Consider the following 26,585-nt stretch of genomic DNA (forward strand, 5'->3'; position numbering starts at 1 on the left):
GCTCCATACGCCGCGCCTGCGGCGGATTCAAAGGTTCAGCCGAGTTCGCTTTCGTGCCAGTTGCGCAGGCTCAACCGGGCCAGCACGGCCATCAGGCTGAATAACGCGACACCGGTCAAGGCGATCAGCAGCAGGGCAGCGAACAGCCTTGGAATATTCAGTTGAAAGCCGGCCTGGAGGATCTGATACGCCAGCCCTGCACCGGTGCCCCCGGTGCCGGCAACGAACTCCGCCACCACCGCGCCGATCAACGCCAGCCCGCTGGCAATGCGCAGCCCGGCAAAAAAACACGGCAGGGCGCTGGGAATGCGCAGGCGCAACAGCACCTGCCAGCGGCTGGCGCGGTTCAGGCGGAACAGATTGAGCAGGCCGGGGTTGACGCTGCGCAAGCCGAGTACGGTGTTGGCGATGATCGGGAAAATCGCCACCAGGGTCGCGCAAATAATCAACGCCAGCGTGGTGTTGCTGCACCAGATGATGATCAGCGGTGCCACGGCCACCACCGGCGTCACCTGCAACAGGATGGCGTAGGGAAACAGGCTGGCTTCCAGCACGCGGCTCTGCACAAACACAAAGGCCGCCAGGGTGCCGATAAGCACCGCCAGGGCAAACGAGAAAAAGGTGATCTTCAAGGTCATCCACAATGCACCGAACAGCATCGGGCCATCGCTGATCAGCGTACGGCCGATATCGACCGGGGAGGGCACCAGATACACCGGCACCTTCCAGGCCACACATGCCAGTTGCCACAGACCCAGCAATACCGTGCCGAGCAGCAGCGGCGAGACGATGCGCAACACCGTGGGGTGACGTAACCAGGGAGTAAAGGACGGGTTCATGAGCGGGCTCTCAATAAAGTCAGCAAGAATCGCCATTCGCCTCGGCCAGCAGCCGGGACAGGCGTGCGCACTGCGCGATAAAGGCCGGGGAGGTGCGGTAGGCCTCGTCTCGTTCCAACGGGCCGTCGATTTCGATGTCGGCGATTACTCGGCCCGGGCGCGCACCCATCACCACCACCCGCGATGACAGGTAGACGGCCTCGAAAATGCTGTGGGTGACGAACACCACGGTCAGGTCGCGGCTAGCCCACAGCTGACGCAGGTCGCTGTCGAGCTTGTTGCGGGTGAACTCATCCAGGGCGCCGAAGGGCTCGTCCATCAGCAGCAGATTAGGCTCGGTGGCCAAGGCCCGGGCGATGGACGCGCGCATTTGCATGCCGCCGGACAGTTCCCGCGGGTACACCTGGCTGAAGCGGTCCAAGCCGACAAGTGCAAGGGCGGCGTCGACCTTTGGTTGGCTCTGGGCTTTGGGCACATTGGCCAGGTCCAGCGGCAGGCGCACGTTGTCGCTGACCTTCGCCCAAGGCATCAGGGTCGCCTCCTGGAACACCATCGCCAGGCTTTGCCCTTGGGTCGGGCTGGCCGGGCTGTCTTTGCCCCACCAGCGCACGTGGCCGGCGGAGGGCTTTTCGAGGCCGGCGAACATTTTCAGCAGGGTGCTCTTGCCGCAGCCCGAAGGGCCGAGCAATGAAACGAACTCGCCGCGCTGAATGGCCAGCTTCACCCGGCTCAAGGCCTGCGTACCGTTGCTGTAGGTTTTTTCCACCTGATTGGCGAACAGCGGTGTTTGCACGCCGACGCTGTCGCCCCGTGGCAACGCCTGTGGCAGGGCGTTGGCCCCAGTTATGGTTTGCATCAACATAGCGCTCTCCCCTTGGGTCATGAGCGTCCGGTAAAGCCCCGGCACACCGGGGCGCTGACTTCAATGGCTGAGGAACACTTCACTTTCACCGTGGGCTTCGAGCAGGCCCAGCAGTTGCCGGCGAATCACCAGGCCAGGCTTGTCCGACGGCATGTGCAGTTCCACTCGCCGGCGAGTATCGACACAGGCGTCGTAATCGGTGGCTTCGAGGATGTCGCGGTCTTCGGCGGTGATCGCTGCGTCCCAGTCGATCAGTTCCTGGGTCGAGCATTGCTCTTCGCTGTCATTGCGATACAACCACTGGACCAGCATCAGGCGCCCGTCTTCCATGGGCGTCGCGCAGTTGTAGATGATGTGGTGGATGCCGCTGTCCGGGTACATGCAGCCAAAGCGCCGGGAGAAGGGCAGGTAGTAGCGGTTGATCAGGTGGCGCTGGGTGATCGGCTCGCGAGTGCCGGTGATGCGATAGCTTTCCTCAGGATTGCGGATCGGCACCCGGGTCTCCGCCTCGAAGCCGTAGTCGGTTTCGCGAAACTCGTAGCCGGCCGGCGCGGGCTGGTCGAAAAGGCCGAAATTGGCTTTGTGGACGAAGGAAAAATGCGAGTTGTCAAAGGAGTTTTCCATGACCCGCAGCGGGCTGGTTTTCCACTCTTCATAAAACTGGAAGATGCGCCGGTAGCCCGGGGCGCCATCCTCGGGAAACTCAGGGATTGGTTGCAGAGGATCGTCGAGGGCAACCCAGGCGTAGCCGTATTTTTCCTGGCAGTGAAAGGCCTGGACCGAGGCGCCCGGCGGAATCATGCCAGCGGGGTTTTGCGGGATCTTCACGCAGGTGCCGGTGCAGTCGTATTCCCAGCCGTGATAGCCGCAGGCGATGTTCCCGTCCTCGCTGACAAAACCTTTCGAGAGCCTGGCGGTGCGGTGGCAGCAACGGTCGCGCATGGCCACCGGGGTGCCGTCGGGGCGCTTCCACAGCACCAGCGCCTCACCGAGTAAAGTGAAGGGCTGCGGGCCGGCATCCAGCGAGGTCATGGGCAGCAGGGCGTACCAGAAACGGCGCAATACAGGTTGTTTGGTGACCAACATAACAAGTGTCCTCACGGTATTCGTTCAGCCGGCTCTTGGGCTCGGGCTCTGGGTTCAGCAGTCTTGCAATCAGGCTCAGCGGCTGGCGGACTGTTCGGCGCCAGGCAGTACCTTCAAATCCTCGACGAAGCGCGTGGTGTAGGCCTTCTGCCAAGGCGCATCGGCACCGAGCAGGCCGGCTTCGACCATGAAATTGCGCGTGGCCTGCCAGCGCGCATCGCTCATCACGCCGATGCCTTGGGTGGCGGCATCACCGCCGGTGACCAGGCGATATTGCTTGAGCGTCGACAAGCCCCAGGCGAGCAATTCATCGCTCATGTTCGGGTTGTCGGCCTTGATCAGGTGGTTGGCGCTCGGGTTGTCGAGGTAGCGCTTCCAGCCCTCCATCGAGGCGCGAACAAAGCGCTGGACTCGCTCAGGATGCTGATCGATCACGTCCTGGCGAGTGGCCAGGGTCGAACCGTAGGGCGGGTAACCGGCGTCGGCAAACAGGAAGAAGTTGGCTTTCTCCCCGGCCTTCAACGCCTGGAACAACTCGGAGCTGGCATAGGCCTGCTGCGTGGTGTTGGCGTTCGCGAGGAAGGGTTGCAGGTTGAAGGTGTAGGGGCGGGCCTGGCTGTCCTTGAGCTGGTATTTTTCCTTAAGCCACGGCCACCACGTTTGCTGGCCTGAGGTGGACACCAGCACCTGTTTGTTCTGCAAAGCATCCAGGCCGCTCACATCGGCATGGGTCAGCAGACCCTGAGGATCACCTTGAAAGGGTGCGGCCACGGCCACCACCGGCAGGCCTTGCTCCACACTTTTGAGAATCTGCAAGTCGTAGTTGACGATGAAATCGGCCTGCTTGTTGAGCAGCAGCTGCATGCCATTGACCTGCGGCCCACCCATGCGGATGGTCACGTCCAGGCCTTCTTTTTCATACAGTCCATCCGCCAGGGCCTGGTAGAAACCACCCTGTTCAGCTTGGGCATACCAGGAAGTAAGCAGCACCACCTTGTCATTGGCCAAAGCCAGTGGAGACGCGATCAGGGCGGCGGGCACAAGCGCCATGGCCAGTAGCGAGCGAAGCGGTTGACCCAAGACAAAGCGAATTTTCATGATGTGTTCTCCACAACGATTCGAAAACCGCCGCGCACCAATCGGCACGCCAGCGAGGGACCGATTGGAGAGAACAAGGGGAGGAGAGAGGGCGTATATGCGTAGTTACACGGCTGACACCTCTCTCTTGCCCGGGGCGCTGGCGCCGCGTTCAAGCATCCAATCGGACGTACGCCCACATGGGAGGGCGCAAGAGCAATGCCCGGTGCCATTGCTGGCACTGACCGCTTCTACTCGAAGGTAGTAATAGCCAAAAGTGTGCCAAGCCGTCGCAGGCCCGCCCTCACGGGATCCGGCGGGCGAGGCAATCAGCAGGAGGTGGGCAGGCGATTCGCAACGGTGCGAATTCAAGTGGGCGCGCCTCAATCTGGTGCGCAACCGATGGCTGCAAAGTATTCAGTTTTACGCATCGATTGTGCTGAATGAGGGTTGAAGATTGTATTCGCTCAGTTGGCACAACCCCTGCTTAGTCCGGAATCGAGTAGAAGCGGTCAGCACAGAGGGCTCTCAACAGAACCCGAGGTGCAGGGCATTGCTCTGGCGGCATTACGCCGCGCACCCGGCAAGGGTCGCCCCTCGTTAATTTGAGGGCCAGAGCAGTTGTCTGATCGCAGCTCGGGCATGCCTTGCCGGTGATATCCGCTAATCACCTGACAAGGGCAGCCCATGAAAGCATCGCGTATTCCATTACTTGCACCTTCACAGCTGCGTCGCAGCCTGGCGCCGCTGTTAGCTCTGGTCAGCGCCGGCGCCGAAGCTGGCCCTCTGTTGTGGAACGACAACAGCTTGAGCTACCTCTACGGCGAGCATTTCAAAGTCGACGGCACTGGCGACGATACTCAGCAAACGCTGAGCTTCGAGCACGCCAGCGGTTGGACGTGGGGCGACATCTTCATGTTCGTCGACAACAAATGGTCCAGCGGACTCTCGGGTGCCGACGGCCATTCCTACTACGGTGAATTCTCCCCACGGCTGTCGCTGGGCAAAATCACTGACCGCTCCCTGAGCTATGGCATCGTCAAGGACGTCCTCATCGCTGCCACCTACGAGCGCGGTGAAAACCGCAATCGCAAATACCTGCTGGGTCCCGCTGTCGACCTCGTGCTTCCAGGCTTCGATCGCTTTTCCCTGAATACCTACTACCGCAAACCCGACGGCATCACCGGTAAGGCGTCAGGTCAATGGCAGATCAACCCGACCTGGTCCATGACCCTCCCGGTGGGTCGCTCCGACATTCTTTTCGACGGCTATCTGGAGTGGTACGTCAACGACGTCGGCAACAAAGGCACCTCCAACTATGTGGCCAGGAGCTTTCACTTCAACCCACAAGTCAAATACGACGTGGGCAAGGCGCTGGGGCAACAGCAAAAACGTTTTTATGCGGGACTTGAGTGGGATTACTGGTCGAATAAATACGGGATTGAAGACACGAGCGGATTTCCTACCGACCAGAACGCGTTGAGTCTCTTGCTCAAGGTGCATTTTTGACGGGGGCCGATCGCCCATTGCAGAAAGCGGCCTTGACGCACCACCTCGGCAAACTGGCGAAATCGGTGAGGTCCATCTGCCGCTACTCCTGCGCTGCCAGCGCCTCAATCAGTTCTTGGGTAGTCACGATTGAATGAGCGAAAGTCGGCCCGTTCAACTCGTGGGCGGCGTGCATCATTTCCGCACGGAAAGCGGCGGTCGCATCGCGCACCAGCGTGACGTGGTAGCCCAATTCCGAGGCGTAGCGGGCGGTCGCTTCGATGCAGGTGTTGGCGAGCAGGCCGACGATGATGACGTGGGTGATGCCTTTCTGCTTCAAACGAAAATCAAGGTCGGTATTGGCAAAGCCGCTGGAGCCCCAATGTTCCTGCACGACAATGTCGCCGTCCTTCGGTGCGAAATCGGGATGCCATTCGCCGCCCCATTCACCGCGTGCGAAGTGGTGCATGTGCATGATTTTGCACTGGGTCGGTGTTGGATGGTCCCAGCCTTCATAGTCGCCATGTTCCCAGCGGTGGTGCGGCACGATGACCACCGGAATGTTCTGCGCTCGTACGGCGCCATCGAGGGCTCGCAGGTTGTCGAGCAGCCCGACCTGTTCGGCAATCGGCTTGATCAAGGGGAAGACCTTGCCGTTTTCCGAGAGAAAATCGTTGTACGGATCGACCAGCAGGTAAGCGGTGCGGTTCAGCGGATAAGGGGCGTTCGACATGACGCTGTACTCCACGCAAGTTGAGTGACCGATGCCGTGGGCTCGCCCGGGCATCAGTTTTTTATGACGACGAAAAAGCTCAAGTCAGTTGAAGGCGCTGCGGTAGGCAAAGAGGCCAGGCAAGCCGCCGGTCATCACAAACAGCAGATTGCTTCCTGCCGGGTAGTCGCCTTGGCGCACGGCAGCGAGCAACCCGGCGAAGGCCTTGCCACCGTAGACCGGATCCGTCAGCAAGCCCTCAACGGAGGCCAGCAGCCGAACCGCTTCCAACATCGATTCGGTGGGGGCGCCATAGGCGTCGCCACGTTGACTGCCATCCACAGTGATTGCGCTTTCCACAAGGGATGCGGACGGGTCCAGGAGCTGCAAGGTTTCCCGAGTTTTGCTCAGGGTCGCCGCCGTGGCCTGCTCCTCAGTTGCCAATACCGAATAGCCGATAACTTCGGTTGATGATCGAGCGAGTGCCAGACCCGCTTGCAGTCCTGCATGGGTTCCGGCGCTGCCGTTGGGGATGATGATCCGCTCGAAGTGAACGCCGAGCGCGTCCGCCTGGCGGAGAATCTCTCCCGCACAAGCGGCGTAGCCCAGACTGCCCCTGGGGCTGGAGCCGCCCAATGGTATGAGGAAGGGTTTTTTGCCTTGGCTTCTGAGCGCGCTGAGCAATTCGCCAGCGTAGCTGTCCGGCGTCAGACCCCGCGGCAGTCGATGAACCTTTGCGCCAAACAGGCCATCGAGCAATACGTTGCCGTTATGACAAAAATCATCATCGCTGCGCACCGCAGACGGGGTCAGGATTAGCTCGCAGGCCAAGCCGTGGCGGGCCGCGACGGCGGCGGTCAACCGGGCGTGATTGGATTGAAAACCACCCCAGGTAACCAGTGTGTCCGCGCCTTCGGCCAACGCTTCGCCAAGCAGGAATTCAAGTTTGCGCAGTTTGTTACCACCGCCGCCGAGGCCCATCAGGTCATCGCGTTTGACGTACAGATTGCAGCCATGCAGTTCGGCGGCCCGGCTCAGGCGGGACAGCTTCTGAATCGGTGTCGGGCCTTCCAGCAGCGCCACTCGGGGGTAAGCAGCTAGCGCAGTTTCCAGTTGATTCAAGTCGTGAGGCATTACGGTTCACTTGACGTTGATGAAAGGAAGTGGGGTGGTCACTGCACTAAGGCCCCGGCCAAATGGTTAATAACTGGTATTGCAGTTAAGTCGCTTTGTCAGGCCGGGGCGGACTCTCGTGCCACTTGCCTGAGGATTTGCTCGTATTCCTTGACGGATAGCGATCCGGACACCAATTGACGACCATTCAGCACCATGGCCGGGACCGAGTTGATCCCGCGCTCAAGGTAAAAACTCTCAAGTTCACGGACCTCGAGAGCGAACGCCTCGCTAGTCAAAATCTCTCGGGCGCGGGAGGTTGAAAGTCCCGCTTCACCGGCCAGGCGCACCAGTGTTTCGTGGTCGCTGGGGTTCTCGCCATTGGTGAAATAAGCCTCGATCAGGATTTTCTTCAGCGCGACCTGGCGGCCTTTCTGCACGGCCCAGAGCAGAAGGCGATGGGCATCGAAGGTGTTGTAGAAATGGCTGCGCTTGTCCAGGTCGAACTGAAAACCGATGGCTTTGCCGCGCGCGACGATCATTTCATTGCGCGAGGCGACTTCTTCGGCGCTGCGCCCGTATTTGCGCATCATGTGCTTGATGGCGTGCTCGCCCTCGGCCGGCATGTCCGGGTTCAGTTCGAAGGGCTTGAAGGTCAGTTCCACGGCAACCTCGCCGGCAACATTGGCGATGGCTTGTTCCAGCGCTGTGGCGCCGAGTGCGCACCAGGGGCACACCACATCCGACACAAAGTCGATACTGACGGGGACAGTCATTTCTTCGACTCCGTCAGTTGTTGGCGGTACTCGGTGGTGGTAATTCCGGCATAGCCCCAGTTGTCGGTATCGACCTCTTCAATAACGATATGGGTGAGGTGCGGGTCCTTGTTGAGGACGGTTTGCATGGTTTTGGTGATCTCGGCGATGACTTGAGATTTCTGTTCTTTGGTGACGCCGTCGCGAGTAATACGAACGCTGATGAAAGGCATGGGATAAGTCTCCAGTAGGCGCCCCATCGACATGATGAGGGGAGCAGTGGGATGGACTTTAGAGTGTTGCGTTCAGGGGATAAATCAGGGGCGGAGAACATCACTTATAACGCGATGTAATCAATACAACTGAGGGCTTTGCAGAAGGTAAATCGCCCTCCCTGGCTGCAGGCGCGGGGAGGGCGAGTGCTACGGCGGGAGGAATCAGTTCTGCGCTTTGCTCATGCGGGTAAATAGCTCGGTGGGTACTTTCTTGCCGTTGGAAATGTACTGGTTGGTTCTGAACTTGTAGACCTCACCTTCCGAAAGAAAACCATCGTGGTTGGTGTCCATCGCTTTGAATTCTTCACCGCCCTGAGGTGCTACAGCCAGCAGTTCTTTAAGAGAGACGAGGCCATCATGGTCGGTGTCTGTGCGAGCGAAAGAGTCGTCGCCACATTTGCCTTCACCGCACTTGCCTTCGGCAGTAGCGGACTTGTCGCTGGCTTCGCTGGCCCCGCATTTGCCTTCGCCACACTTGCCTTCGCCGGTTTTATCTGCCGATGCCAGTTGGTAGCCTTGGGGCAATGGCTCAACAGCAAAAGCCGCAGACGATGCCAGGCTCATGCCACCGGCTAAAGCAATTGCGGCCAGGCCAAGACTGGTTTTGTTCGACATTGGTTTACGGTACATAGTGCTTCTCCAGATACTTTGCGCGGCGAGGCCGCGGTTCTTGCCACAGGGCGGATAGACCCTCAAGGAAGTTCGAGGCGAAAGGCGCAAGCGTCTTCCACTTCGATACAGCGTCCTTGTTCGGGTAGGCCTATTTAGCGGGAGTCATGTATCGGCGATGTATCGGCGAACGGAGCATTTGTAAGCCAATCCCAAGACTTAGCGTTTGGGTACATAGAGATACAAAAACTGACCTCAGCCTTTGCGCGTCAGTCAGGACAACAGCTTTAAAGCGGGTGTCGCGGCTACGCCGACGGCAGCTTGCGCATGCAGCTGGCGCAGCAGCACCAGTGCGTCAGCAACGAAGCCGATCACGTCTGAAGCACCAGCTTCCGCAGCCAAAGCGTGCAACTGCGCTCGACCATCCATGGCAGGGAACTGCTCGATCCGCTGCAACAAACGGAACGCGAGAGGGCTGACCTGGGAAAATTGCACCTGGCCACTCGGCACACGGCTGATCAGCAGCAACGTCGGTTGTTCTGGCGGTTCAGAAGGCAGGTAGCTTGGCCCAAGACGATGTACGACCCAGGTGTAAGCCAGCGGCCAGACGAGCGGGGAAAGCCTGAGGGGACGATCGAGTAAATGCGCCGCATCACTGGCTTTTAACGGCGCAGCGTCCAACTGTTGCAGCGCCATTTCCACCCACTCGTAATGAGCCAATTCAGGCAAGAACGGGTACCAGGGATGCTCAAAACCGGGCGAGTCCTCCAGGCTCGCTACGAAGTCTACAAACTCACGAGCAATTTCTCCGAAGCGTGGCGTTTGCGCGCGGTAGTCACGCAAAAAACGTCGTACCAGCGCACGCCAACCGGCATCACCCAGCACGGCAACCAGCACCGGAAACGTCCCACCCAGCAACCCCAACAGATTGTTCAACACCAGGTTGAGATAGACCTGCGCTCTTGCGGGATTCATCTGCGCAGGCGGCGCATAATTGTCCGGGTCACGCAGGTACCGGGTCAGCGCGAGCTGCTGACTGTGCAAACTTGAAGGGGAGTCAGCCATCGACAGTCACCCGCGCCAAAGCACCCGCGTCGCGTTGCAAGCGCCTGATGGTGTTCAGCTCAGCCACCAGTTCGTCGTAGGACGGAAAGTTGAAATCGCGCTCCAGCAGGGTTGGCTTTACGCCGAAAAGGTCATAAGCCTGTCCCAGCAATGACCAGACTACCGGTTTGACCGACGCACCATGGGTGTCGATGATCAGGTCCTCGGCTTCGTCGTAATGCCCAGCCACATGCATGGCGACTACGCGTTCGGGTTCCAGGCCTGCGAGGAAAACCGCTGGATCGAAGCGGTGGTTCACTGAGTTGACGTACACATTGTTAACGTCGAGCAACAGGTCGCAATCGGCCTCGCGGAGCACTGCATTGGTAAAAGCAAGTTCGTCCATGTCCTGATGAGCAGCGGCGTAGTAAGAGACGTTTTCTACAGCAAGACGACGACCGAGAATGTCCTGCGCTCGGCGGATGCGCGCAGCAACGTGATGAACGGCCTCCTCAGTGAATGGCAACGGTAGCAGGTCATATAAATGGCCATCGTCACTGCAGTAACTCAGGTGTTCGCTATAAAACGGCACGTTGAAGCGATCAAGAAACCCGCGGATTTGCTCAAGAAAAGATTCGTCCAGCGGCGCACTGCCACCCAGCGACAGTGACAGACCATGGCATGACAGCGGGTAGCGTTCAGCCAGCAACTGCAAGGCCTCACCATGAGCGCCGCCGATGCCGATCCAGTTCTCTGGAGCAACCTCTAGAAAATCGAAATCACCGACTGGAGCGTCACGAAGCGTGTTGAGCAGCGCACGGCGCAACCCGAGCCCGACGGTCGCCTCAAGGGGGAGCTGTGGATCTAAATGGGTTGGTGATGAAGTGTTCGTTTGCATGAGCTCAATACTCCGATTCGACGTCTGGAACCCCCGATCCACAGCACCTCCACGGTTACCGCTGGCAGCCGCGGGTGTGAATCGGGGATTTGAAACCCTCCACGGTTCTGCTCAAACGAGGTTGATCACCACGTTGATGTTGTTCCGCGTCGCTTTGGAGTACGGGCATGTCTGGTGTGCGGTGTCGATCAGCTCTTGAGCGACGTTGCGATCCAGCCCGGGAAGGGAGACGTTGAGGCGAGCCTGGAGGAAATACGCACCATCGGTTGTGCCTAGATCCACTTCGGCGTCGACCGCAAGGTCAATCGGGAGGGTGACTTTCAGCTTGCTCGCCGCTAGTCCCATTGCACCGATAAAACAAGCCGACCAACCTGCGGCGAACAACTGCTCTGGGTTGGTACCGGCGCCAGAAGTGCCAGGCGACGACAGCTTTATATCCAGTCGGCCGTCGTCGCTGACGGCGGTGCCATTGCGACCACCCGAGGAGGTATGGACTTTGCCGGTGTACAGCACTTTATCAATATGGGTCATGGTGAAACTCCTGATTAACTAGCGGGGGTTGAGAGCGATAACCTTGGTGACGCGATAACACTCAGCGTGCATTCAAACGCTTGAGATACCGATCGATGAATGCATCCAGGCTCAGCTTGCCGGCGCCTGTGAATACCAGTGGCAGAAGTGCGACGAGATAGATCAACGGCAGCTTGAAATTGCCGTAGCCTTTGTTGCTGATGGAGTACCCCATAGCCAGTTCGCTCAACGTCGACCACTCTGCTGGCCAGTGAACTGCGGCAGTTGCCACGACGGTGACCACTATGAGGATCAGTGCCGAAAGACGTGTTCCCAGGCCTACAAGCAAAGCAATGGAACAGAGCAGCTCTGCCCACATGGATAACTGCCAATTGAACGTAGCCGGCAGCTGATTGAAGGGAAAAGGAAAGGCCCCTTGAATGCTCGGGAACCAGTTTTCACCGTTCCACTTTTCCCATCCCGCTTCAAAAAACTCCCAAGCCAGAAACACGCGCAGGCTCAAAGGGGCGATCCAGTCTCCAGCGCGATCAAGATTAAGGTGCAGGCGATTCAAGACCGATGACGCGTTTGTATGCATTGGTTTAATCCTCCGACTTGTCGTCAAGAAAGTGGAAGCCCTTCAGGTGCTCCCAATGACAGGTGTCAGGCACAGGAGCACTGCGCTGGCCGTGGGCGCAGTTCATCGTGCTGGTGTATCTCGCTTGTGTCTGAGGGGGCGGGAAGATCAATGTTGTGTAACGTGTTTGCGTCCGTACACACTTGGATACAGAGCGATACCTGTGGAAGGCGCTATTTTGGAGTTGGGATATACGATCGGCTGCGTTCTGCCGGTGACTGGCAGGAGGATTTCACAGGGCGAATGAAAGTCGCAGATGTGGGGGGCGAGGGCGTGGAAATGACTGTTGAATGAGGGGGCACGCCAGGTGCCCACCTTATCTGTCTGGAACCGCCTAGGGGATCAAGCGCATCTCCCGCAGTTTGTCGAACACGTCGAAAAATGCCTGATCGCTCGCCTGGTAGGCAGTGAAGCCCATCAGGCGGCTTTTCGACATATCCGTGACCACTTCGATGGGGCGACCAAGGTCGGCATCGGTATGCCATGGGGAAATCAGGCGTCCAATGTCGGACTCTTTCAAACCGTGCTCGGCGACTATTTGCGTCCATACGGCTTGATCGTCCGCCATCTGCTTCTCTAGAGGCGAAGGTGACGCAGGATAGTCAGCAGCAGGCAGGTCGAAGTACTCGGCAATGCGGCCCCACATCCATTTCCACCGGAATACATCACCATTGGTGATATTGAATGCCTGATTTGCCGCAGCCGGCGTGGTGGCCGCCCACAGTTGCTGTTTCGCCAATTGCCGCGCATCGGTCATGTCGGTGAGGCTGTCCCACTGCACCCTGGATCCGGGAAACACAAATGGGCGATTGGTGTGTTTGCAAATCGAGGCATAGACGGCGAGGGTGGTTGCCATGTTCATCGCATTGCCCACGGCCACCCCAGTAACGGTATGCGGGCGATGCACGCTCCAAGTGAAACCGTCCTTTTCCGCAGCGGCGAAGAGTTCGTCTTCCTGAGCGTAATAGAAATTCTCGACATCGAGGCGACCCTGCTCTTCGCGAAACGGCGTCTGTGGCAGGCTGCCCTTACCATAGGCTTCGAACGGGCCGAGGTAGTGTTTCAGGCCGGTAACCAGTGCTACGTGTTTGACGCTTTTGGTTGGGCGAATGGCGGCGAGGACGTTGCGCACCATGGCGGCATTGACGCGAATGTTCTCGGCCTCCGTGGCTTGCCGCGACCATGTGGTAATGAACACATGCGTGGGTTTCAAATCTTTCAGCGCCTGTTCCAGAGAAGCAGGATCCTGAAGGTCCGCCGCGACAGGGATCACGCCTTGCGCTGGTGATGGATGCCTCGACAGCGCGGCAACCTGCCACTGGTTGTCGATGAGTAACTGGGTGATGGCGCTGCCGACAATGCCGCTGGCGCCCACGACTAGAGCTGTCTGGGTCATAGGTTTCTCCTGGATTTGAGTTTGGGAGTCCGTCTGAGCAACAGAGGTTCAACCGGAAAATCCGTTAGAGTGCGCGCTACTCCCCGTTAAAGCCTGTGAGAAAAATGACTCGTCCGCTGTTTGTCGCTCTGGATGGCCCCAAAGGCGTCGGCAAAACCTCGCTGTTGGAGGCCATCACTGAAGTCCTGAGGGCAGACAACCAGAAAGTCATCCGACTGTGCGAGAAAAAAAGCGACCCGTTCAGGGGCGAGACAATGCATCTGGTGAATCGACTCGTCCGACATCCCGACCGGAATCTGGAGCTGGAAGTTTGCCAACGCCTGGCTGATAGCCGCAGTTGGATTTCCCGAAACGTGCTGACCAAACAACCCGCCGACAGCATCATCCTGATCGATCGCTGGTACCCGTCCGATGCCGCGTTTCGCCGGATAGTGCCTTTCGCTGAAATCTTGCAGTTGAACATTGACCGCAACGTACAGGTGCCAGACCTGCATGTCGGGGTGGTGACGACGGCGGAGATTTCGTGGGCGAGGGCAGGGGCACGACGGCGCGGCTTGAGCAGCACGGTGCTTCGCGGTCTGGAGGAGCATGTCGCTTGTACTGAGGCATTTGAGGTGGCCGCTGCCGATCAGGGTTGGTTTTTGTGTCGGAATGAGGGAACGATCGAGGAAGCGACGGGGCGGGTGGTAGGGGAGATTAATCGGGTGATTAGACGCCTCCATGTCCTAAGTATCCGTCTGTGATGCTGGGAGGAGCGGACTTGAGTGAACCCTATGGGTCATCGCCGACTGAGCATATAAGTTCAAGGGATACATCCAGGTTCACAACCGGCAATGTTTTCAACCTTCACAATCGTTCAGCGCTGGTGGACAATCCGCGCTCTGTTCCGGGGTAGTTCAGCGGTAGAACACTCGGCTCTTAACCGGGTGGGCGCTGGTTCGAATCCAGCCCCCGGACCCACAACATCGCAGGCACGGACGGACTCATGCCCAAGAACGATAGGAAATCGAATGCAAATGCCGGCATAGGTGCCGGCTATGCAGCCTTTCAACTGTCTCGGGCACTCGCTGCGTCGGGCCTCGACGATAACGGACAGACGAGCAAGCGCATCGAGCGCTGGCGCAATGTAATCGAGCACATATTGCAGGGATCCGCGTCGTATGGCTCACGAACTCCATTCGCGGATGTGCCTGAGTGGATCACGCTGGAAGTCGTCACGGGAGGTTTCGCCACTGGGCAGTTCATGGCCGGCGGTGCACTGACCGAGTACGAGCGACAGCTGGCTGCTTCGATTCCAGGTATCCGTCCTGGCTCCGAGCGACTCGATCTCAACACTTGGCACCTTACGGAGGAGGGGATCGAGGTACTGCAAGCGAAGCTGGCGAGCGGGGATTATCGAATCGAGGTGCCCGAAGAAGCTGCACTGCTGACGGTGGCCTGGTTGCTGGGGCAGCAACGTACAGAGAACGCATGGGACCTGGTTGAAGCGATAGCGCCTTTCTTTGAACAGCTGCGATTCTTTCCGATGGCGTCTGACTGTTCGCCGCTTTCAGCAGGGCAAGTGCAGGTTTTTACTGTCGGTGATGTCAGAGCCGTGCTTTCAAATCGCCCGGCACAGGCGCGCGTGGCAGTGCAGAAACATGTCGTTGAGACTCGCTTGCCGCTTTATGATTCGGCGGTGTCGCTCTTCCTTCTAACGTATCAGGATGATTGGCCTTGTCGCCGATACCCCGATGACTGGTTTGAGCAGGCGGATACTCTGAAGCGGCAGTTCAATGCTTCTTGCCCCAGCGCTCCAAGTCAAGCTGAAAGCTCGAGGGATCGGGTAGGGGAGTTGTTTGCACTGCTGGGGAGTTGCGCTAGCGATGCGGCTTCGCTTACCGGACGACAAGTCGGACGAATTCGCAGGATCGTCGAGGATTTCGTACGCAAGCATGGTCATCCCGAATCTGAATCTCACCTGAAGAGCAGAGAAACTCAGCGCACTCACGTGTCTGCACCTGGGCACCATCTATTTGCTAAAGCGGTTGCCGCACGTCTGAGCAGGTATCCCGGTTCGGACGGAGTTTCCGACTTTTCATCTCTGCTGCAACCCGTTACCTGCGAAGAAGCGACCGCATATTCGCTGTTAACAGGTATCGGCATTCCTCCTGATATTCGTCGACGCGTCGAGCGGTGTCGAAAGGGAACAATTGCTGAGTTGATCGAGAAGGGATTGATTACATCTGGCGATACCGTAGCGCGTCTGCTGCCAGCGATAACGGCTGAGATCTGCAGCGCAGGATTTCGCGATACGTCGCTGCGGATGCTGTCTGTCGCAACCTATCGCGCCTTTCGACAACGCCGATCATTATTGCTGTTGGATCTGCAAGCCCAGGTCAAAATGAAGGAATTGCCGTGGGTGGCGGCTGTTGAAGACCAGCGAGAAACGGACGCGGTGGTCGCTGAGGCAGCGAAAAAGCTCCTGATCCAATCCGCAGCAATGACTCTATGCGCTTTTCCTCATGCGATCCTGCCCAACAAACTCATTCAGGAATTTGCTGCGCTTGCTGCGATGGCCAAACTGGATCTGCCTTTTGTTGAAGAGGTCGCTTCGGACATTTTCATGGGCGCTTTCTCCAACAAGTACATAAGAGCTGCAAGGCAGGCGGCATCTTTGACAGGTGGCACGCTATACGCCAATTACTACGACATTGATGCAAGCCAATTGGCGATGCTTCCTGATCAGCCGAAATCCAGGCGCAAGAGGTTCTTCAGGCCTGACGCTAGTTCCAAGGACGCATTGGCCAGATTGTGCTCCCAGCGGGCTGATGAGGGTCTGGGTACATGGCGGCCGGCGACTAACGGGAAAATCATCGAGCAACAACAGATCCTGACGACGCAAAACCTTTCGCTGTTGTTTGGTGAGCTTGGGTTGAAGGCGCTGTTGCAAGATTGCTTGGCTTCAATGGCTGAGGAATGCTTCAAATGGATATGCGTACGCCAACAGATGAAATTGCGCCTTTATCACAGCAGCTTGGTGATGATTAAAAATACGGCTTATGCTTGGCGGCAGATGGTGTTTTATTTAGCGATGCTCGGTGAAGAAGAAAGGCAATGCGCAGTCGCGAGTATCGAAGCTCATTTCGCGAAACAGCCTAGTGCGTTTCGTGAAAGGTTTCTGCCGGCGATTACGGGACTGCGAATTGCAGCTTCTGGAGCTCCTTTGACGGAGGCTCGCCAAGGAAGTGAAGGGGCTCGGGTTTTCCTCGGATGGACCACCGAGCAACATTGGTTGTTGAAGCTGCGAGCGAACGGCATCGGTTAGGCGATGACTTCAAGAGGTGCTGCAGTTGGCTAAGAGCCAAAGCCACTCACGTACGTGATTTAACATAATATACATTACACGTAACAAAGTATTACAAGGTTAGCGTGGTCGCCCAGGAGATTTGAATCTGCGTTGGCCGCTTCAAGACCAGCTTTCCCTACAAACTGCATTCTTCCCAATCTACAGCCCTCATCCATCATCACGCGTCAGCTTTTCAATCAGCGCTCCATGCTGTGGAAACTGTGCCGTGAGTTTTGCGCGATTACCGATTTCCATGTCTGCGAAATCAAACCCAGGCGAAACCGCTTCGCTGATCAAGCCAAAGCCATTTGAGCCTTCCAGTAATCGAGAGGCTTTCCAAATTCCACCCGGTACGTGCAACTGCAGTTGCTGACCAGCCAAAACATCGCTGCCCATAGCCAGCGTTTGCAATGAGCCGTCGGCGTGGATCAGGTTGTATTCGATGGCGTCGCCCAACTGGAAATAATGCAGGATGTCGGACTGGTTGAAATGAAACTGGCCCACTGGCGATTGCTCAGTAAGCAGATAGTAGATCGAGGTCAGCAGATATCGCGGGCCTCGCTGCGTTTCAAGGTAGTCACGGTGATCGGCTTGATAGGTTCTGCGGTAATAACCGCCCTCGACATGAGGCTGTAGATTCAGCGCAGCAATCACATCAATTGCGTTCGGCTTGCGCTGAATCATGGTCTTCTCCGTTATCGGTAATAATTTTTGTTAGCTCAACTAAACGGTCATTTAGTGTAGTTAACGTATTTTCGACGACGATCGACGCACGTAGCCTGCTCCATTAGAAGTCTACCGTCGCCGACAGCAGATACGTTCGCGGTGTCGAAAGCGTCAATCCCGGTTCGCTGTCATCCGAGGCGCCTGCCGAGCTCCAATAGCGTTTATCCAGCACGTTTTCGACATTGGCGCGCAAGGTAATCGTCTTCTCGTCCAGCTTGAAAGCATAGCGTGTGCCTACATCGAACCGCTCCCAGGAGTCGATTTCCTTATCATTCGCCTGATCCAGATACTGCGAACTCGAATAGATTCCACGACTGGTCAGTGTCAAACCCTGCACAGTCGGTACGTCCCACTCTGCACCAAGGTTGACGTTGTATTTCGGTGTCGCAGGCGCACGGTTGCCGTCGAATGTGCCGTTGGTGGTGTGGGTCAGTTCGCTGTCGATGTACATTACCCCGCCGAGCAACCGGAAGCCTTTGAGCGGTTCGCCGAACACGCTCAGTTCTACGCCGTTGTTCTCACGCTTGCCGTTCGGGCCGAAGACTCTTGTGGTCGCATTGGTTTCGTAGGCAGGTTGTTTGATGCGAAACACCGCTGCTGTCAGCGCGTATGAGCCCGCGTCGTACTTTGCGCCGACTTCAACCTGGCGACTGATGAATGGCGGGAAGATTTCGTCTTCGTTGATAGATGTCGATGGCGCGATTTTGCCTTGGCTGAGGCCTTCCATGTAGTTGGCGTACAGCGAAAGTTTGTCCGTCGCCCTGAACAGAATGCCGCCCGACGGCGAGACTTTTTCCTCATCGTAAGCCGTGTCGCCCTTGATGCCGTCGCTCCAGTCATCGACTTTGACCCGCTGCCAGCGCGCCCCCAGAGTCAGCAGCAGTCGATCATCGAAGAAACCGAGCGTGTCGGACAAGGCCACGCCGCTGAAGCGATTTTCGGTGTAGACCTTGGCGTCATTGCGGGTCGGCGTGCCGGGTCTGGCTATTTCCACCGGGTCGTAGAGATTGCTGCGCCCGGCCGCGTAACGGGCGCCGCCGTTTTCGAAGTCCATATAAAAGTAGTTGGCCGCCAGGTTCACTTCATGGCTGACCGGTCCGGTCTGGAACCAGTTACGAACGCCAGCGGTAGCCGTGCGAACGTTTTCGTCGCGAGTGAAGTCGCGCGGCTGGACGCTGAAGTCGCCGGCGTCATTGGTCACCGAGACCGCATGGCGCAAGAAGTCGTGATTGCTTTTACGTGCGCCGACGCCGCCATACAGCATGACTGAATCGCTGACATCGAACTCGCCGTTGAGCGTGCCGAAAGTGTCTTTGGTTCGCGCCCGGCTCCAGGGTTGCGCGTAGTTATCGCGCACATCATTAGCGTTCGGCACCTTGGCACCGGCCGCGACCTGCACGCGTTCCTGCGGTGCGTCGGTGTCGCGCTCGGTGTGGCCGATATCGGTGGAAAGTCGCAAGCGTTCACCACGGAAATCCAGACCGAGTACTGCCATGTCGCGATCGACACTCTGATGATCCCATTCGGTATCACCGGACTGTTTAACCCCGTTGAAGCGAAGGCCGAACTGATTGTCTTCGCCAAAACGCCGTCCGACATCGACCGCGCCGCCGACTTGATTGTTCGAGGCGTAGTTAGCCGTCAGCGAAGTGATCGGCTTGTCGGTCGCCCGCTTCGGCACGACGTTGATCCCCCCTCCTACACTGCCCCGTGGCGAAATCCCGTTGATCAATTGGCTCGGGCCTTTGAGAATGTCGACGCGATCTGCCATTTCCATATCAATGGTGTAAGTCGGCAAGATTCCGTAGAGGCCGTTGTAGGCAACATCACTGTTGAACAGGCTGAAACCACGGATGGTGAATTGCTCGTAGCGGCCACCGGCCGGGTTGGTTGCGCGTACCGAAGGGTCGCTGCCGATCAGGTCGCCGAGCGTGCGCGCCTGTTGGTTTTTCACCGTTTCGCTGGTGTAGGTGGTCATGCTGAACGGGGTTTCCATGAAATCCCTGGACCCCAACAGCCCTTGCGAGCCACGCCGTGCAACCTGGCCACCGGCGAAGACGTCGGCATCGGCTGAATCGCTCGCACCAAGAATGGATGTCGGTGCCAGTTGCAAGGTGCTGCCTTGCGCTGCGGGCACCAGCGTATAAGCCTGATCGCCGACCGGTTGCAGCTGCAAACCCGAACCCAGCAACAACCGGCTGAACCCCTCCTCCACACCAAACTCGCCGGACAATCCATTGCTGCTGCGGCCGCTGACCAGCGCCGGATCCACCGAAAGATTGACTCCGGCCAGACCGGCGAAGCGCGTCAGCGCTGTACTCAGACTACCGGCCGGCACCTGATAACTGCGGCGGCTGCCATCGTCGGCCCAGCTCGATTGGATCATTATGGGGCTGGCACTCAGGCTCAGCAAAAGGCTCGACTGCAACAACGGACGCAAACGACCTGGGAATACTGCGGGCATTGGAAGAAGCTCTCGATTTTGTTCACTTGCCTGGAATGACCAGCGAGGCGAAAAAAAGGGACAGACTTCAGCCAGTTTTTTCTGCACGCGGTACCAGTGACACCCAAAATCGCGTTCGCGTATGCACTTCGACAGGCAAACTGGCTGCCAGCAGTGCCAGCACTTGATCGGTGTCGTCGAGGCGGAAACTGCCGGTGATGCGCAGCGATTCCAGCGCCGGATCCCAACGCAGCACGCCCGAGCGGTAGCGACTCAGCTCGCGAAGGAAATTACCCAGCGGCTGGTTCTGCGCCATCAGCACGCCATCGCGCCAACCGGGCATCAACGCATCGAATGCCGTCACCGCCCCCGCGCCCGAAGCTTGCAGGCTGACTTGCTGGCCCTGCTGCAGTACCAGCGCCGGGCCGTGCAGTGGCTGCAATTGCACCGAACCGCGCAGCACGCAGACCTGGCAATCGCGTGCATTGAGGCGCACCGAGATGTCGCTGTGATTGACGATCATCCGCCCATAAGGCGCGTTGACGATAAAGGCTGAATCGCCCGCCACGTTGAGCGCCATCTCGCCACGAATCAGTGTCAGCTGACGTGCAGGCAGATCGACATTCACCGCGCTGTCGGTGTTGAGTTGCAATGAAGAATCCTGGACCAACTGCACTTTGCGCCGCTCGCCGGTGTTGGTGTGCAGGTCGGCGCGCCAGACCTCCAGCGGCAGCTCGCGTCCGATCAACCACACCGCCGGCACCAGCGCCGCCACGCCCAAGGCACGCTTGAGAGCAGCGCGCCGCGCCGGATCAGGCCGATCCAGCGTGGCCATGGCCAGTGTCGGCGGTAAACCTGCGAAACGCTGGCGAAGCTGCTGGATTTTCTGCCAAGCGTTCTCGTGGCGACTGTCACTGGCGCGCCAATGCTGCAACCGTGCGCGATCTTCATCACTGGCACCACCGGACTCGAGCAGTGCCAGCCAGTGCGCCGCTGCCCGCGCCACTTCCCGCATTTCATCATTGGGTGCAACGCGCATCAGAGATCCACCAGCAAGCAATGCTCGTACGCCTGGGCCATGTAACGTTTCACCGTGCGCTCGGAAATCTGCAAGCGCTCGGCAATCTCGCGGTAGCCGAGGCCTTCGAGCTGGCTCCAAAGAAATGCCCGACGCACCGCACGTGGCAAGCCATCGAGCAATTCATCCAGCGCCTGCAAGGTTTCCAGCAGCAACCAGCGCTGCTCCGGCGACGGTGCGCACGCTTCCGGCAATTGCGCCAAGGCATCGAGGTAGGCTTTTTCCAGATGGCGCCGCGTGTAGAAATTGCTCAGTAGCCGTTTGCCGACGGTGAGCAGATACGCGCGCGGCTCGCGCAATTCAGCCAGTGGCGGCGCGTGGCACAGGACGCGGACAAAGGTGTCTTGACTGAGGTCCGCCGCATCCCACGCATTGCCCATGCGCCGGCGCAGCCAGGTTTCCAGCCAGCCGCGATGCTCGCGGTACAACTGCTGCAGGCTTTGCTCCGACGGTGACGTGGCTTCAATCATCTCAAGAGACCCTGCGCGAAGGTAGATTCAAATGAGACTGATTCTATTTAACTTCTGCGAGGACACAAAGCCTTTTTCTGCTCAGCGCTTGAGCGTTTCGCTCGGCAGCTCCTTGAAAAGCGCGCGGTAACTGCTGGAAAACCGCCCCAGATGCCAGAACGACCAGCGCATCGCCACTTCGGCAACGGTGGTTTCGCAAGGTCGGCGCTTGAGCAATTCACGGTGCGCACTGTTTAGCCGCCTCAGGCGCAACCAGTGGCTCGGGGTCATCCCGGTGTAGGCCTTGAAAGCCTGTTGCAACTGGCGCAGGGGTACGCCGGCAACGTGAGAAAGTTCGAGCAGATTGACCGTGTCTTCCGGCGAATCAGCCGCCCACTCCCCTACTCGCTTCATGATTTGGCGTTCGTTGTTGCGCTGCTGCAATCCTCCGCGATCAAGACGGGTTTGAGCGTTGTCGAGGATGAACAGGCAGTCCTCGAGCAGTTGCCGAGTCAGGCGATCTTTATCAAGTGGATCAGCAGCTTGCGATAACTTCGTGAGAATCGAGCTTAACCAGCCGCTGAACAAAGCGTTCTGTCCGCAGTTAAGCGGCGCCATGAACAAACCTTCGAGCTTTGCCACTTGCAAACCGTGCTCGCGGACGAAATCCGGACCGAATACCACAGCGATTTCCCGGTAGTTCTCCGGGGTGATCCAGATGTTGCGGCTCTCTTCGTTGAGCAGATACAGCGCGTTGTCACTGCGATCAAAACAGAACGCCAGAGCCCCGGATGGCGCACTGAAATTCTGCTCGACCCGGGTGTTCATCTGTTCTTCGTAAACCTCGACGCCCTGCAGATCGAGATAACGAATCTGCCCGGCGAAATGTCCCGGTGACATCTGCTGGTAATGCTGGACCCAGCCCGGTGTGGCGCGGATTTGCTCGGCCACGTCGGCGGTATTGAACGCTTGTACCTGAAGCGGATTGCACGTTGTCATGAGGGGACCTTGCGCACTCTTTTGGTGCGCTTTGGTGCTGCTGAAAGTGGATAGATGGAATCGCAAGCCGCGCCCAAGATAGTCGCCAACGCGCCACAGGGGAAGGGGCGGAAGATGAAACCCGCCCTCCCCGGCGTCTACAAAACCAATAACGAGGTCTTTATGAACGCCCCTTTCGATCAGCTGTTCACCTGGCTGAAAGATCACAAGATTACCGAAGTCGAATGCGTGGTCAGCGACCTGACCGGCATCGCCCGCGGCAAGATTGCACCGACCAACAAGTTCCTGCATGAGCGCGGCATGCGCCTGCCGGAAAGCGTGCTGCTGCAAACGGTAACCGGGGATTTTGTCGACGACGACATCTACTACGACCTGCTCGACCCGGCTGACATCGACATGGTCTGCAAACCGGTTTCCGACGCCGTGTACGTCATTCCGTGGGCAATCGAGCCGACTGCCATCGTCATCCACGACACCTTCGACAAGTTTGGCAATCCGATCGAACTGTCGCCGCGCAACGTGCTGAAGAAAGTCCTGCAGCTTTATACCGACAAGGGCTGGAAGCCGATTGTCGCGCCGGAAATGGAGTTCTACCTGACCCAGCGCTGTGAAGATCCGGACCTGCCGCTCAAGGCACCGCTTGGCCGTTCGGGCCGTGCGGAAAGCGGGCGCCAGTCATTCTCGATCGATGCCGCCAACGAATTCGATCCGCTGTTCGAAGACGTCTACGACTGGTGCGAACTGCAAGGCCTGGATCTCGACACGTTGATCCACGAAGACGGCCCGGCGCAGATGGAAATCAACTTCCGCCATGGCGATGCATTGGATCTGGCGGACCAGATCACCGTGTTCAAGCGCACCCTGCGCGAGGCGGCGCTCAAGCACAACGTCACCGCGACGTTCATGGCCAAGCCGATCGGCGACGAGCCTGGCAGCGCCATGCACCTGCACCAGAGCGTGGTCGAGATCGCGACGGGCCAGCCGATCTTCGCCGATGCCGAGGGCAACATGAGCGAGCTGTTCCGTCATCACATCGGTGGCCTGCAGAAGTACATCCCGAAAGTGCTGCCGATGTTCGCGCCGAACGTCAATTCGTTCCGCCGCTTCCTGCCGGACACCTCGGCACCGGTCAACGTCGAATGGGGTGAAGAGAACCGCACGGTTGGCCTGCGTGTGCCGACTTCGGGGCCGGAATCGATGCGCGTGGAGAACCGCTTGCCCGGCGCCGACGCCAACCCGTATCTGGCGATTGCCGCGAGTCTGCTGTGCGGCTACATCGGCATGGTCGAGAAGATCGAGCCGAGCGCGGCGGTCGAAGGCCGGGCCTACGAGCGCCGCAATCTGCGCCTGCCCATCACCATCGAAGAAGCCCTGACGCAGATGGAAGAGTGCCCGAAGGTCGCCGAGTACCTGGGCAGCAAATTCGTCCGCGGCTACGTCGCGGTCAAACGCGCCGAGCATGAAAACTTCAAGCGCGTGATCAGCTCGTGGGAGCGTGAATTTCTACTGCTCAGCGTCTGACGGCGCGCCCGTCCCTGTGGGAGCGAGCCTGCTCGCGAAGACGGCCGCACAGTTGATCGTTCCCACGCTCCCGCGTGGGAATGCATCCCGGGACGCTCTGCGTCCCATCCAAAGCCGAACGCGGAGCGTCCGTTGCGGCATTCCCACGCAGAGCGTGGGAACGTTCATTACAAGAAGAGGTGTCGATATGCGTCTATTGAAATCCGTACTCCCGGTCGCGCTGAGCGTGCTGTTCAGTGCCGTAGCCCACGCCGAGCCCCAAGTCAGCGTCTACAACTGGACCGACTACATCGGCGAAACCACCCTCGCCGACTTCCGGAGCAAGACCGGGATCAAGGTGATCTACGACGTCTTCGACTCCAACGAAACCCTTGAAGGCAAACTCCTCGCCGGTCGCACCGGATACGACGTGGTAGTCCCGTCCAACCATTTCCTCGCCCGCCAGGTAAAGGCCGGCGCGTTCATGAAGCTCGATCGTTCACAGTTGCCAAACTGGAAGAACCTTGACCCGAAACTGCTTGAATTGCTTGAGAAAAATGATCCTGGCAATGAGCACTCGGTGCCCTATCTGTGGGGTACCAACGGCATCGGTTACAACGTCGATAAGGTCAAGCAAGTGCTCGGCATCGACCACATCGATTCCTGGGCCGTGCTGTTCGAACCCGAAAATCTGAAGAAGCTCAGCCAGTGCGGTGTGTCGATGATAGATTCCGCCGACGAAGTCTTCCCGGCCATCCTCAACTACATGGGCATGGACCCGCGCAGTGAAAACCCTGAAGACTACAAAAAGGCCGAAGCCAAGCTGCTGAGCATCCGTCCGTACATCACCTATTTCCATTCCTCCAAGTACGTGTCGGACCTGGCCAATGGCGACATCTGCGTCGCGTTCGGTTACTCCGGCGATGTGTTCCAGGCAGCCAACCGCGCCAAGGAAGCCAAGAACGGTGTGAATATCGCTTACGCCATCCCCAAGGAAGGCGCCAACCTGTGGTTCGATCTGCTGGCGATCCCAGCCGACGCGAGCAACGCCAAAGAGGCGCACGCCTTCATCAACTACCTGCTAGATCCGCAAGTGATCGCCAAAGTCAGCGCCACCGTCGGCTACGCCAACCCGAATCCGGCGGCCAAACCGTTCATGGATCAGGAACTGGTCAACAATCCTGAGGTTTATCCGCCGCAGTCGGTGCTCGACAAACTCTACATTTCCTCGACCCCGCCCCAGGCGATCATGCGGCTGATGACCCGGTCGTGGAGCAAAGTGAAGTCGAACAAATGAATCAGCACAGCGCACAACACACCGGCTCTTATTACGCTGCTTCTGCGCGGGCGAGCACGCCCTACCCTGCGCTGGATGGTGATTTGCTTGCCGACGTCTGTGTAATCGGTGGCGGCTTCACTGGCGTCAATACCGCGATTGAGCTGGCGCAGCGCGGTCTGTCAGTGGTTTTGCTCGAGGCGCGACGTATCGGCTGGGGCGCCAGCGGGCGCAATGGCGGGCAGCTGATTCGCGGCATCGGCCATGAAGTCGAGGGTTTCGCCCGTTACGTTGGCCAGGACGGCGTGCGCTATCTGCAGCGCGCCGGCATCGATTCGGTGGAGCTGGTGCGCCAGCGCATCACTGACAACGCCATCGACTGTGATCTGCGCTGGGGCTTTTGCGAACTGGCCAACACCGCCGCGCAATTCGCCGCGTTCAAGCAGGAACAGGACAGCCTCGCCGAACTCGACTATGCCCACGCAACGAGGCTGGTCGGGCCGGAGCAGATCCGTGAGCAAGTGGTCGACGCTGGTGTGTACGCCGGCGGATTGATCGACATGGGTTCGGGCCATTTACATCCGCTGGATCTTGTGCAAGGTGAGGCGCGTCTCGCGGCATCGCTGGGCGTGCGTATCTTTGAGCAAAGTCCGGTGCTGGAAATCCTCCATGGCCCGACCGTCGAGGTGCGTTGCGCAACGGGTTCAGTGCGCGCCGGCAGCCTGGTGCTCGGCTGCAACGCGCATCTGGATGACCTCGAGCCGAAACTCAGCGGCAAAGTTCTGCCCGCTGGCAGTTACATCATTGCCACCGAGCCGCTGGACGAAAGCCGCGCCGCGCAGTTGATTCCACAGAACCTGGCGTTGTGCGATCAAAAAGTCGGACTGGACTATTACCGACTCTCGGCTGATCGACGGCTGCTGTTCGGCGGTGCTTGTCATTATTCCGGGCGCGATCCGGCGGATATCGCCGCCTACATGCGACCGAAAATGCTCAAGGTGTTCCCGCAACTGGCCGACGTGCGCATCGACTACCAATGGGGCGGGAAGATCGGTATTACCGCCAATCGTTTCCCCCAGGTTGGCCGGCTCAAGCAGCACCCGAACGTGTTTTACGCGCAGGGCTATTCCGGCCATGGCCTCAACGTCACCCACTGGTGCGCGGAATTGCTGGGCGAAGCCATTCATGCCGGGCATAGCCAGGGCATGGACGTGTTCAGCAGCGTGCCGCACATGACCTTCCCCGGCGGCCCGGCGTTGCGTTCGCCGTTGTTGGCGCTGGGCATGTTCTGGTATCGCCTGCGCGAAATGCTCGGTTAACAGGCGCTTACACTGATCGTTCCCACGCTCTGCGTGGGAATGCAGCCGGACGCTCCGCGTCCCACACTCGATCAAAAGATCGCAGCCTTCGGCAGCTCCTGGACTGCAATCGCGTCCAACGCCAGCTATACACATTTGCTCTATCGCCAAGCACTTCTATATTGAT

General features: G+C 58.6%; 25 protein-coding genes and 1 tRNA gene. 7 read left to right on the forward strand and 19 right to left on the reverse strand.

Features of this window, described 5'->3' with window-relative positions; genetic code table 11:
* Positions 1 to 35: 35 nt before the first annotated feature.
* The 4 genes from BXA01_RS01940 to BXA01_RS01955 form a co-directional block, all read right to left on the reverse strand.
* Positions 36 to 839, reverse strand: a complete 804-nt coding sequence (locus BXA01_RS01940) for an ABC transporter permease (RefSeq protein WP_076562906.1) — start codon at positions 837 to 839, stop codon at positions 36 to 38.
* A gap of 19 nt (positions 840 to 858) precedes the next feature.
* On the reverse strand, positions 859 to 1,701 hold the full coding sequence (locus BXA01_RS01945) for an ABC transporter ATP-binding protein (RefSeq protein ID WP_024012979.1): 843 nt from the start codon (positions 1,699 to 1,701) through the stop codon (positions 859 to 861).
* Between the two features lie 60 nt (positions 1,702 to 1,761).
* Positions 1,762 to 2,787 (reverse strand): aromatic ring-hydroxylating dioxygenase subunit alpha, encoded by a 1,026-nt coding sequence (locus BXA01_RS01950; protein WP_076562908.1) that lies wholly within the window; start codon positions 2,785 to 2,787, stop codon positions 1,762 to 1,764.
* Positions 2,788 to 2,862: 75 nt separating this feature from the next.
* Positions 2,863 to 3,885 (reverse strand): ABC transporter substrate-binding protein, encoded by a 1,023-nt coding sequence (locus tag BXA01_RS01955; protein ID WP_083957529.1) that lies wholly within the window; start codon positions 3,883 to 3,885, stop codon positions 2,863 to 2,865.
* 705 nt (positions 3,886 to 4,590) lie between these two features.
* Here BXA01_RS01955 and BXA01_RS01960 point away from each other — a divergent pair.
* Positions 4,591 to 5,373 carry an outer membrane protein OmpK gene (locus BXA01_RS01960; protein ID WP_442961910.1) on the forward strand — a complete coding sequence of 261 codons (783 nt, stop codon included), beginning with the start codon at positions 4,591 to 4,593 and terminating at the stop codon, positions 5,371 to 5,373.
* A gap of 82 nt (positions 5,374 to 5,455) precedes the next feature.
* Here BXA01_RS01960 and BXA01_RS01965 read toward each other — a convergent pair whose 3' ends face one another.
* From BXA01_RS01965 to BXA01_RS02010, 10 genes are all read right to left on the reverse strand, one after another.
* The gene (locus tag BXA01_RS01965) at positions 5,456 to 6,085 is read right to left on the reverse strand and encodes an isochorismatase family cysteine hydrolase (RefSeq protein ID WP_076562911.1); all 630 of its coding nucleotides are present in this window, start codon (positions 6,083 to 6,085) and stop codon (positions 5,456 to 5,458) included.
* Between the two features lie 84 nt (positions 6,086 to 6,169).
* Positions 6,170 to 7,198 (reverse strand): D-cysteine desulfhydrase family protein, encoded by a 1,029-nt coding sequence (locus BXA01_RS01970; protein ID WP_076562913.1) that lies wholly within the window; start codon positions 7,196 to 7,198, stop codon positions 6,170 to 6,172.
* 98 nt (positions 7,199 to 7,296) lie between these two features.
* Positions 7,297 to 7,953 (reverse strand): DsbA family oxidoreductase, encoded by a 657-nt coding sequence (locus BXA01_RS01975; RefSeq protein ID WP_076562915.1) that lies wholly within the window; start codon positions 7,951 to 7,953, stop codon positions 7,297 to 7,299.
* Positions 7,950 to 8,165: a tautomerase family protein gene (locus BXA01_RS01980; protein WP_016774741.1), complete on the reverse strand. Its 216-nt coding sequence runs from the start codon at positions 8,163 to 8,165 to the stop codon at positions 7,950 to 7,952. The genes BXA01_RS01975 and BXA01_RS01980 overlap by 4 nt, the downstream gene beginning before the upstream one ends.
* Before the next feature lie 204 nt (positions 8,166 to 8,369).
* Positions 8,370 to 8,837, reverse strand: coding sequence for an HvfA family oxazolone/thioamide-modified RiPP metallophore (locus BXA01_RS01985; protein WP_041480354.1), 468 nt, complete (start codon positions 8,835 to 8,837; stop codon positions 8,370 to 8,372).
* Positions 8,838 to 9,089: 252 nt separating this feature from the next.
* Entirely contained in the window at positions 9,090 to 9,881 is a 792-nt protein-coding gene (locus BXA01_RS01990) for an HvfC family RiPP maturation protein (protein ID WP_076562917.1), read from the reverse strand.
* Positions 9,874 to 10,758 (reverse strand): HvfB family MNIO-type RiPP peptide maturase, encoded by an 885-nt coding sequence (locus BXA01_RS01995; protein WP_076562919.1) that lies wholly within the window; start codon positions 10,756 to 10,758, stop codon positions 9,874 to 9,876. The genes BXA01_RS01990 and BXA01_RS01995 overlap by 8 nt, the downstream gene beginning before the upstream one ends.
* A gap of 111 nt (positions 10,759 to 10,869) precedes the next feature.
* Entirely contained in the window at positions 10,870 to 11,289 is a 420-nt protein-coding gene (locus BXA01_RS02000) for an organic hydroperoxide resistance protein (protein WP_076562921.1), read from the reverse strand.
* 61 nt (positions 11,290 to 11,350) lie between these two features.
* Positions 11,351 to 11,866 (reverse strand): HvfX family Cu-binding RiPP maturation protein, encoded by a 516-nt coding sequence (locus tag BXA01_RS02005; protein ID WP_076562923.1) that lies wholly within the window; start codon positions 11,864 to 11,866, stop codon positions 11,351 to 11,353.
* 373 nt (positions 11,867 to 12,239) lie between these two features.
* Positions 12,240 to 13,301, reverse strand: a complete 1,062-nt coding sequence (locus tag BXA01_RS02010) for an SDR family oxidoreductase (RefSeq protein ID WP_076562925.1) — start codon at positions 13,299 to 13,301, stop codon at positions 12,240 to 12,242.
* A gap of 104 nt (positions 13,302 to 13,405) precedes the next feature.
* On the opposite strand from BXA01_RS02010, the gene BXA01_RS02015 reads away from it, so the two are divergent.
* The 3 genes from BXA01_RS02015 to BXA01_RS02025 all read left to right on the forward strand — a co-directional run bounded on the left by BXA01_RS02015 (position 13,406) and on the right by BXA01_RS02025 (position 16,608).
* Positions 13,406 to 14,044: a dTMP kinase gene (locus BXA01_RS02015; protein ID WP_076562927.1), complete on the forward strand. Its 639-nt coding sequence runs from the start codon at positions 13,406 to 13,408 to the stop codon at positions 14,042 to 14,044.
* A 142-nt stretch (positions 14,045 to 14,186) separates the two neighbouring features.
* Positions 14,187 to 14,261 (forward strand) — tRNA-Lys (locus tag BXA01_RS02020).
* 25 nt (positions 14,262 to 14,286) lie between these two features.
* Positions 14,287 to 16,608 carry a hypothetical protein gene (locus tag BXA01_RS02025; RefSeq protein ID WP_076562929.1) on the forward strand — a complete coding sequence of 774 codons (2,322 nt, stop codon included), beginning with the start codon at positions 14,287 to 14,289 and terminating at the stop codon, positions 16,606 to 16,608.
* 189 nt (positions 16,609 to 16,797) lie between these two features.
* On the opposite strand, the gene BXA01_RS02030 is transcribed toward BXA01_RS02025, so the two are convergent.
* The 5 genes from BXA01_RS02030 to BXA01_RS02050 all read right to left on the reverse strand — a co-directional run bounded on the left by BXA01_RS02030 (position 16,798) and on the right by BXA01_RS02050 (position 22,324).
* Positions 16,798 to 17,313: a cupin domain-containing protein gene (locus BXA01_RS02030; protein ID WP_076562931.1), complete on the reverse strand. Its 516-nt coding sequence runs from the start codon at positions 17,311 to 17,313 to the stop codon at positions 16,798 to 16,800.
* 103 nt (positions 17,314 to 17,416) lie between these two features.
* Entirely contained in the window at positions 17,417 to 19,819 is a 2,403-nt protein-coding gene (locus BXA01_RS02035; RefSeq protein WP_076562933.1) for a TonB-dependent receptor, read from the reverse strand.
* A gap of 67 nt (positions 19,820 to 19,886) precedes the next feature.
* Complete coding sequence (locus BXA01_RS02040) at positions 19,887 to 20,837, reverse strand: FecR domain-containing protein (protein WP_076562935.1); 951 nt, start codon at positions 20,835 to 20,837, stop codon at positions 19,887 to 19,889.
* On the reverse strand, positions 20,837 to 21,346 hold the full coding sequence (locus BXA01_RS02045; protein ID WP_076562937.1) for a sigma-70 family RNA polymerase sigma factor: 510 nt from the start codon (positions 21,344 to 21,346) through the stop codon (positions 20,837 to 20,839). Before BXA01_RS02045 ends, BXA01_RS02040 begins: the two co-directional genes overlap by 1 nt.
* Before the next feature lie 81 nt (positions 21,347 to 21,427).
* The gene (locus tag BXA01_RS02050) at positions 21,428 to 22,324 is read right to left on the reverse strand and encodes a helix-turn-helix domain-containing protein (protein WP_056786010.1); all 897 of its coding nucleotides are present in this window, start codon (positions 22,322 to 22,324) and stop codon (positions 21,428 to 21,430) included.
* Between the two features lie 162 nt (positions 22,325 to 22,486).
* Between BXA01_RS02050 and BXA01_RS02055 the strand changes: the two genes are divergently transcribed.
* The 3 genes from BXA01_RS02055 (at position 22,487) to BXA01_RS02065 (ending at position 26,419) form a co-directional block, all read left to right on the forward strand.
* The gene (locus BXA01_RS02055) at positions 22,487 to 23,845 is read left to right on the forward strand and encodes a glutamine synthetase family protein (RefSeq protein WP_016774729.1); all 1,359 of its coding nucleotides are present in this window, start codon (positions 22,487 to 22,489) and stop codon (positions 23,843 to 23,845) included.
* 187 nt (positions 23,846 to 24,032) lie between these two features.
* Positions 24,033 to 25,121, forward strand: coding sequence for a polyamine ABC transporter substrate-binding protein (locus BXA01_RS02060; RefSeq protein ID WP_076562939.1), 1,089 nt, complete (start codon positions 24,033 to 24,035; stop codon positions 25,119 to 25,121).
* Positions 25,118 to 26,419: an NAD(P)/FAD-dependent oxidoreductase gene (locus BXA01_RS02065; RefSeq protein ID WP_076562941.1), complete on the forward strand. Its 1,302-nt coding sequence runs from the start codon at positions 25,118 to 25,120 to the stop codon at positions 26,417 to 26,419. The genes BXA01_RS02060 and BXA01_RS02065 overlap by 4 nt, the downstream gene beginning before the upstream one ends.
* Positions 26,420 to 26,585 lie beyond the last annotated feature (166 nt).

This window comes from Pseudomonas sp. B10 (assembly GCF_900156235.1).
GTDB classification, from domain to species: domain Bacteria; phylum Pseudomonadota; class Gammaproteobacteria; order Pseudomonadales; family Pseudomonadaceae; genus Aquipseudomonas; species Aquipseudomonas siliginis.

What these genes read in the sequence shown, in the direction of transcription:
- BXA01_RS01995 (WP_076562919.1), bottom strand. Translation starts at nt 10,758, where the DNA reads ATGCAAACGAACACTTCATCACCAACCCATTTAGATCCACAGCTCCCC.
- BXA01_RS01945 (WP_024012979.1), bottom strand. Translation starts at nt 1,701, where the DNA reads ATGTTGATGCAAACCATAACTGGGGCCAACGCCCTGCCACAGGCGTTG.
- BXA01_RS02055 (WP_016774729.1), top strand. Translation starts at nt 22,487, where the DNA reads ATGAACGCCCCTTTCGATCAGCTGTTCACCTGGCTGAAAGATCACAAG.
- BXA01_RS01940 (WP_076562906.1), bottom strand. Translation starts at nt 839, where the DNA reads ATGAACCCGTCCTTTACTCCCTGGTTACGTCACCCCACGGTGTTGCGC.
- BXA01_RS02045 (WP_076562937.1), bottom strand. Translation starts at nt 21,346, where the DNA reads ATGATTGAAGCCACGTCACCGTCGGAGCAAAGCCTGCAGCAGTTGTAC.
- BXA01_RS02015 (WP_076562927.1), top strand. Translation starts at nt 13,406, where the DNA reads ATGACTCGTCCGCTGTTTGTCGCTCTGGATGGCCCCAAAGGCGTCGGC.
- BXA01_RS01950 (WP_076562908.1), bottom strand. Translation starts at nt 2,787, where the DNA reads ATGTTGGTCACCAAACAACCTGTATTGCGCCGTTTCTGGTACGCCCTG.
- BXA01_RS02025 (WP_076562929.1), top strand. Translation starts at nt 14,287, where the DNA reads ATGCCCAAGAACGATAGGAAATCGAATGCAAATGCCGGCATAGGTGCC.
- BXA01_RS01985 (WP_041480354.1), bottom strand. Translation starts at nt 8,837, where the DNA reads ATGTACCGTAAACCAATGTCGAACAAAACCAGTCTTGGCCTGGCCGCA.
- BXA01_RS02005 (WP_076562923.1), bottom strand. Translation starts at nt 11,866, where the DNA reads ATGCATACAAACGCGTCATCGGTCTTGAATCGCCTGCACCTTAATCTT.
- BXA01_RS02035 (WP_076562933.1), bottom strand. Translation starts at nt 19,819, where the DNA reads ATGCCCGCAGTATTCCCAGGTCGTTTGCGTCCGTTGTTGCAGTCGAGC.
- BXA01_RS01980 (WP_016774741.1), bottom strand. Translation starts at nt 8,165, where the DNA reads ATGCCTTTCATCAGCGTTCGTATTACTCGCGACGGCGTCACCAAAGAA.
- BXA01_RS02065 (WP_076562941.1), top strand. Translation starts at nt 25,118, where the DNA reads ATGAATCAGCACAGCGCACAACACACCGGCTCTTATTACGCTGCTTCT.
- BXA01_RS01975 (WP_076562915.1), bottom strand. Translation starts at nt 7,953, where the DNA reads ATGACTGTCCCCGTCAGTATCGACTTTGTGTCGGATGTGGTGTGCCCC.
- BXA01_RS02000 (WP_076562921.1), bottom strand. Translation starts at nt 11,289, where the DNA reads ATGACCCATATTGATAAAGTGCTGTACACCGGCAAAGTCCATACCTCC.
- BXA01_RS01970 (WP_076562913.1), bottom strand. Translation starts at nt 7,198, where the DNA reads ATGCCTCACGACTTGAATCAACTGGAAACTGCGCTAGCTGCTTACCCC.
- BXA01_RS01990 (WP_076562917.1), bottom strand. Translation starts at nt 9,881, where the DNA reads ATGGCTGACTCCCCTTCAAGTTTGCACAGTCAGCAGCTCGCGCTGACC.
- BXA01_RS01955 (WP_083957529.1), bottom strand. Translation starts at nt 3,885, where the DNA reads ATGAAAATTCGCTTTGTCTTGGGTCAACCGCTTCGCTCGCTACTGGCC.
- BXA01_RS01965 (WP_076562911.1), bottom strand. Translation starts at nt 6,085, where the DNA reads ATGTCGAACGCCCCTTATCCGCTGAACCGCACCGCTTACCTGCTGGTC.
- BXA01_RS02010 (WP_076562925.1), bottom strand. Translation starts at nt 13,301, where the DNA reads ATGACCCAGACAGCTCTAGTCGTGGGCGCCAGCGGCATTGTCGGCAGC.
- BXA01_RS02040 (WP_076562935.1), bottom strand. Translation starts at nt 20,837, where the DNA reads ATGCGCGTTGCACCCAATGATGAAATGCGGGAAGTGGCGCGGGCAGCG.
- BXA01_RS02030 (WP_076562931.1), bottom strand. Translation starts at nt 17,313, where the DNA reads ATGATTCAGCGCAAGCCGAACGCAATTGATGTGATTGCTGCGCTGAAT.
- BXA01_RS02050 (WP_056786010.1), bottom strand. Translation starts at nt 22,324, where the DNA reads ATGACAACGTGCAATCCGCTTCAGGTACAAGCGTTCAATACCGCCGAC.
- BXA01_RS02060 (WP_076562939.1), top strand. Translation starts at nt 24,033, where the DNA reads ATGCGTCTATTGAAATCCGTACTCCCGGTCGCGCTGAGCGTGCTGTTC.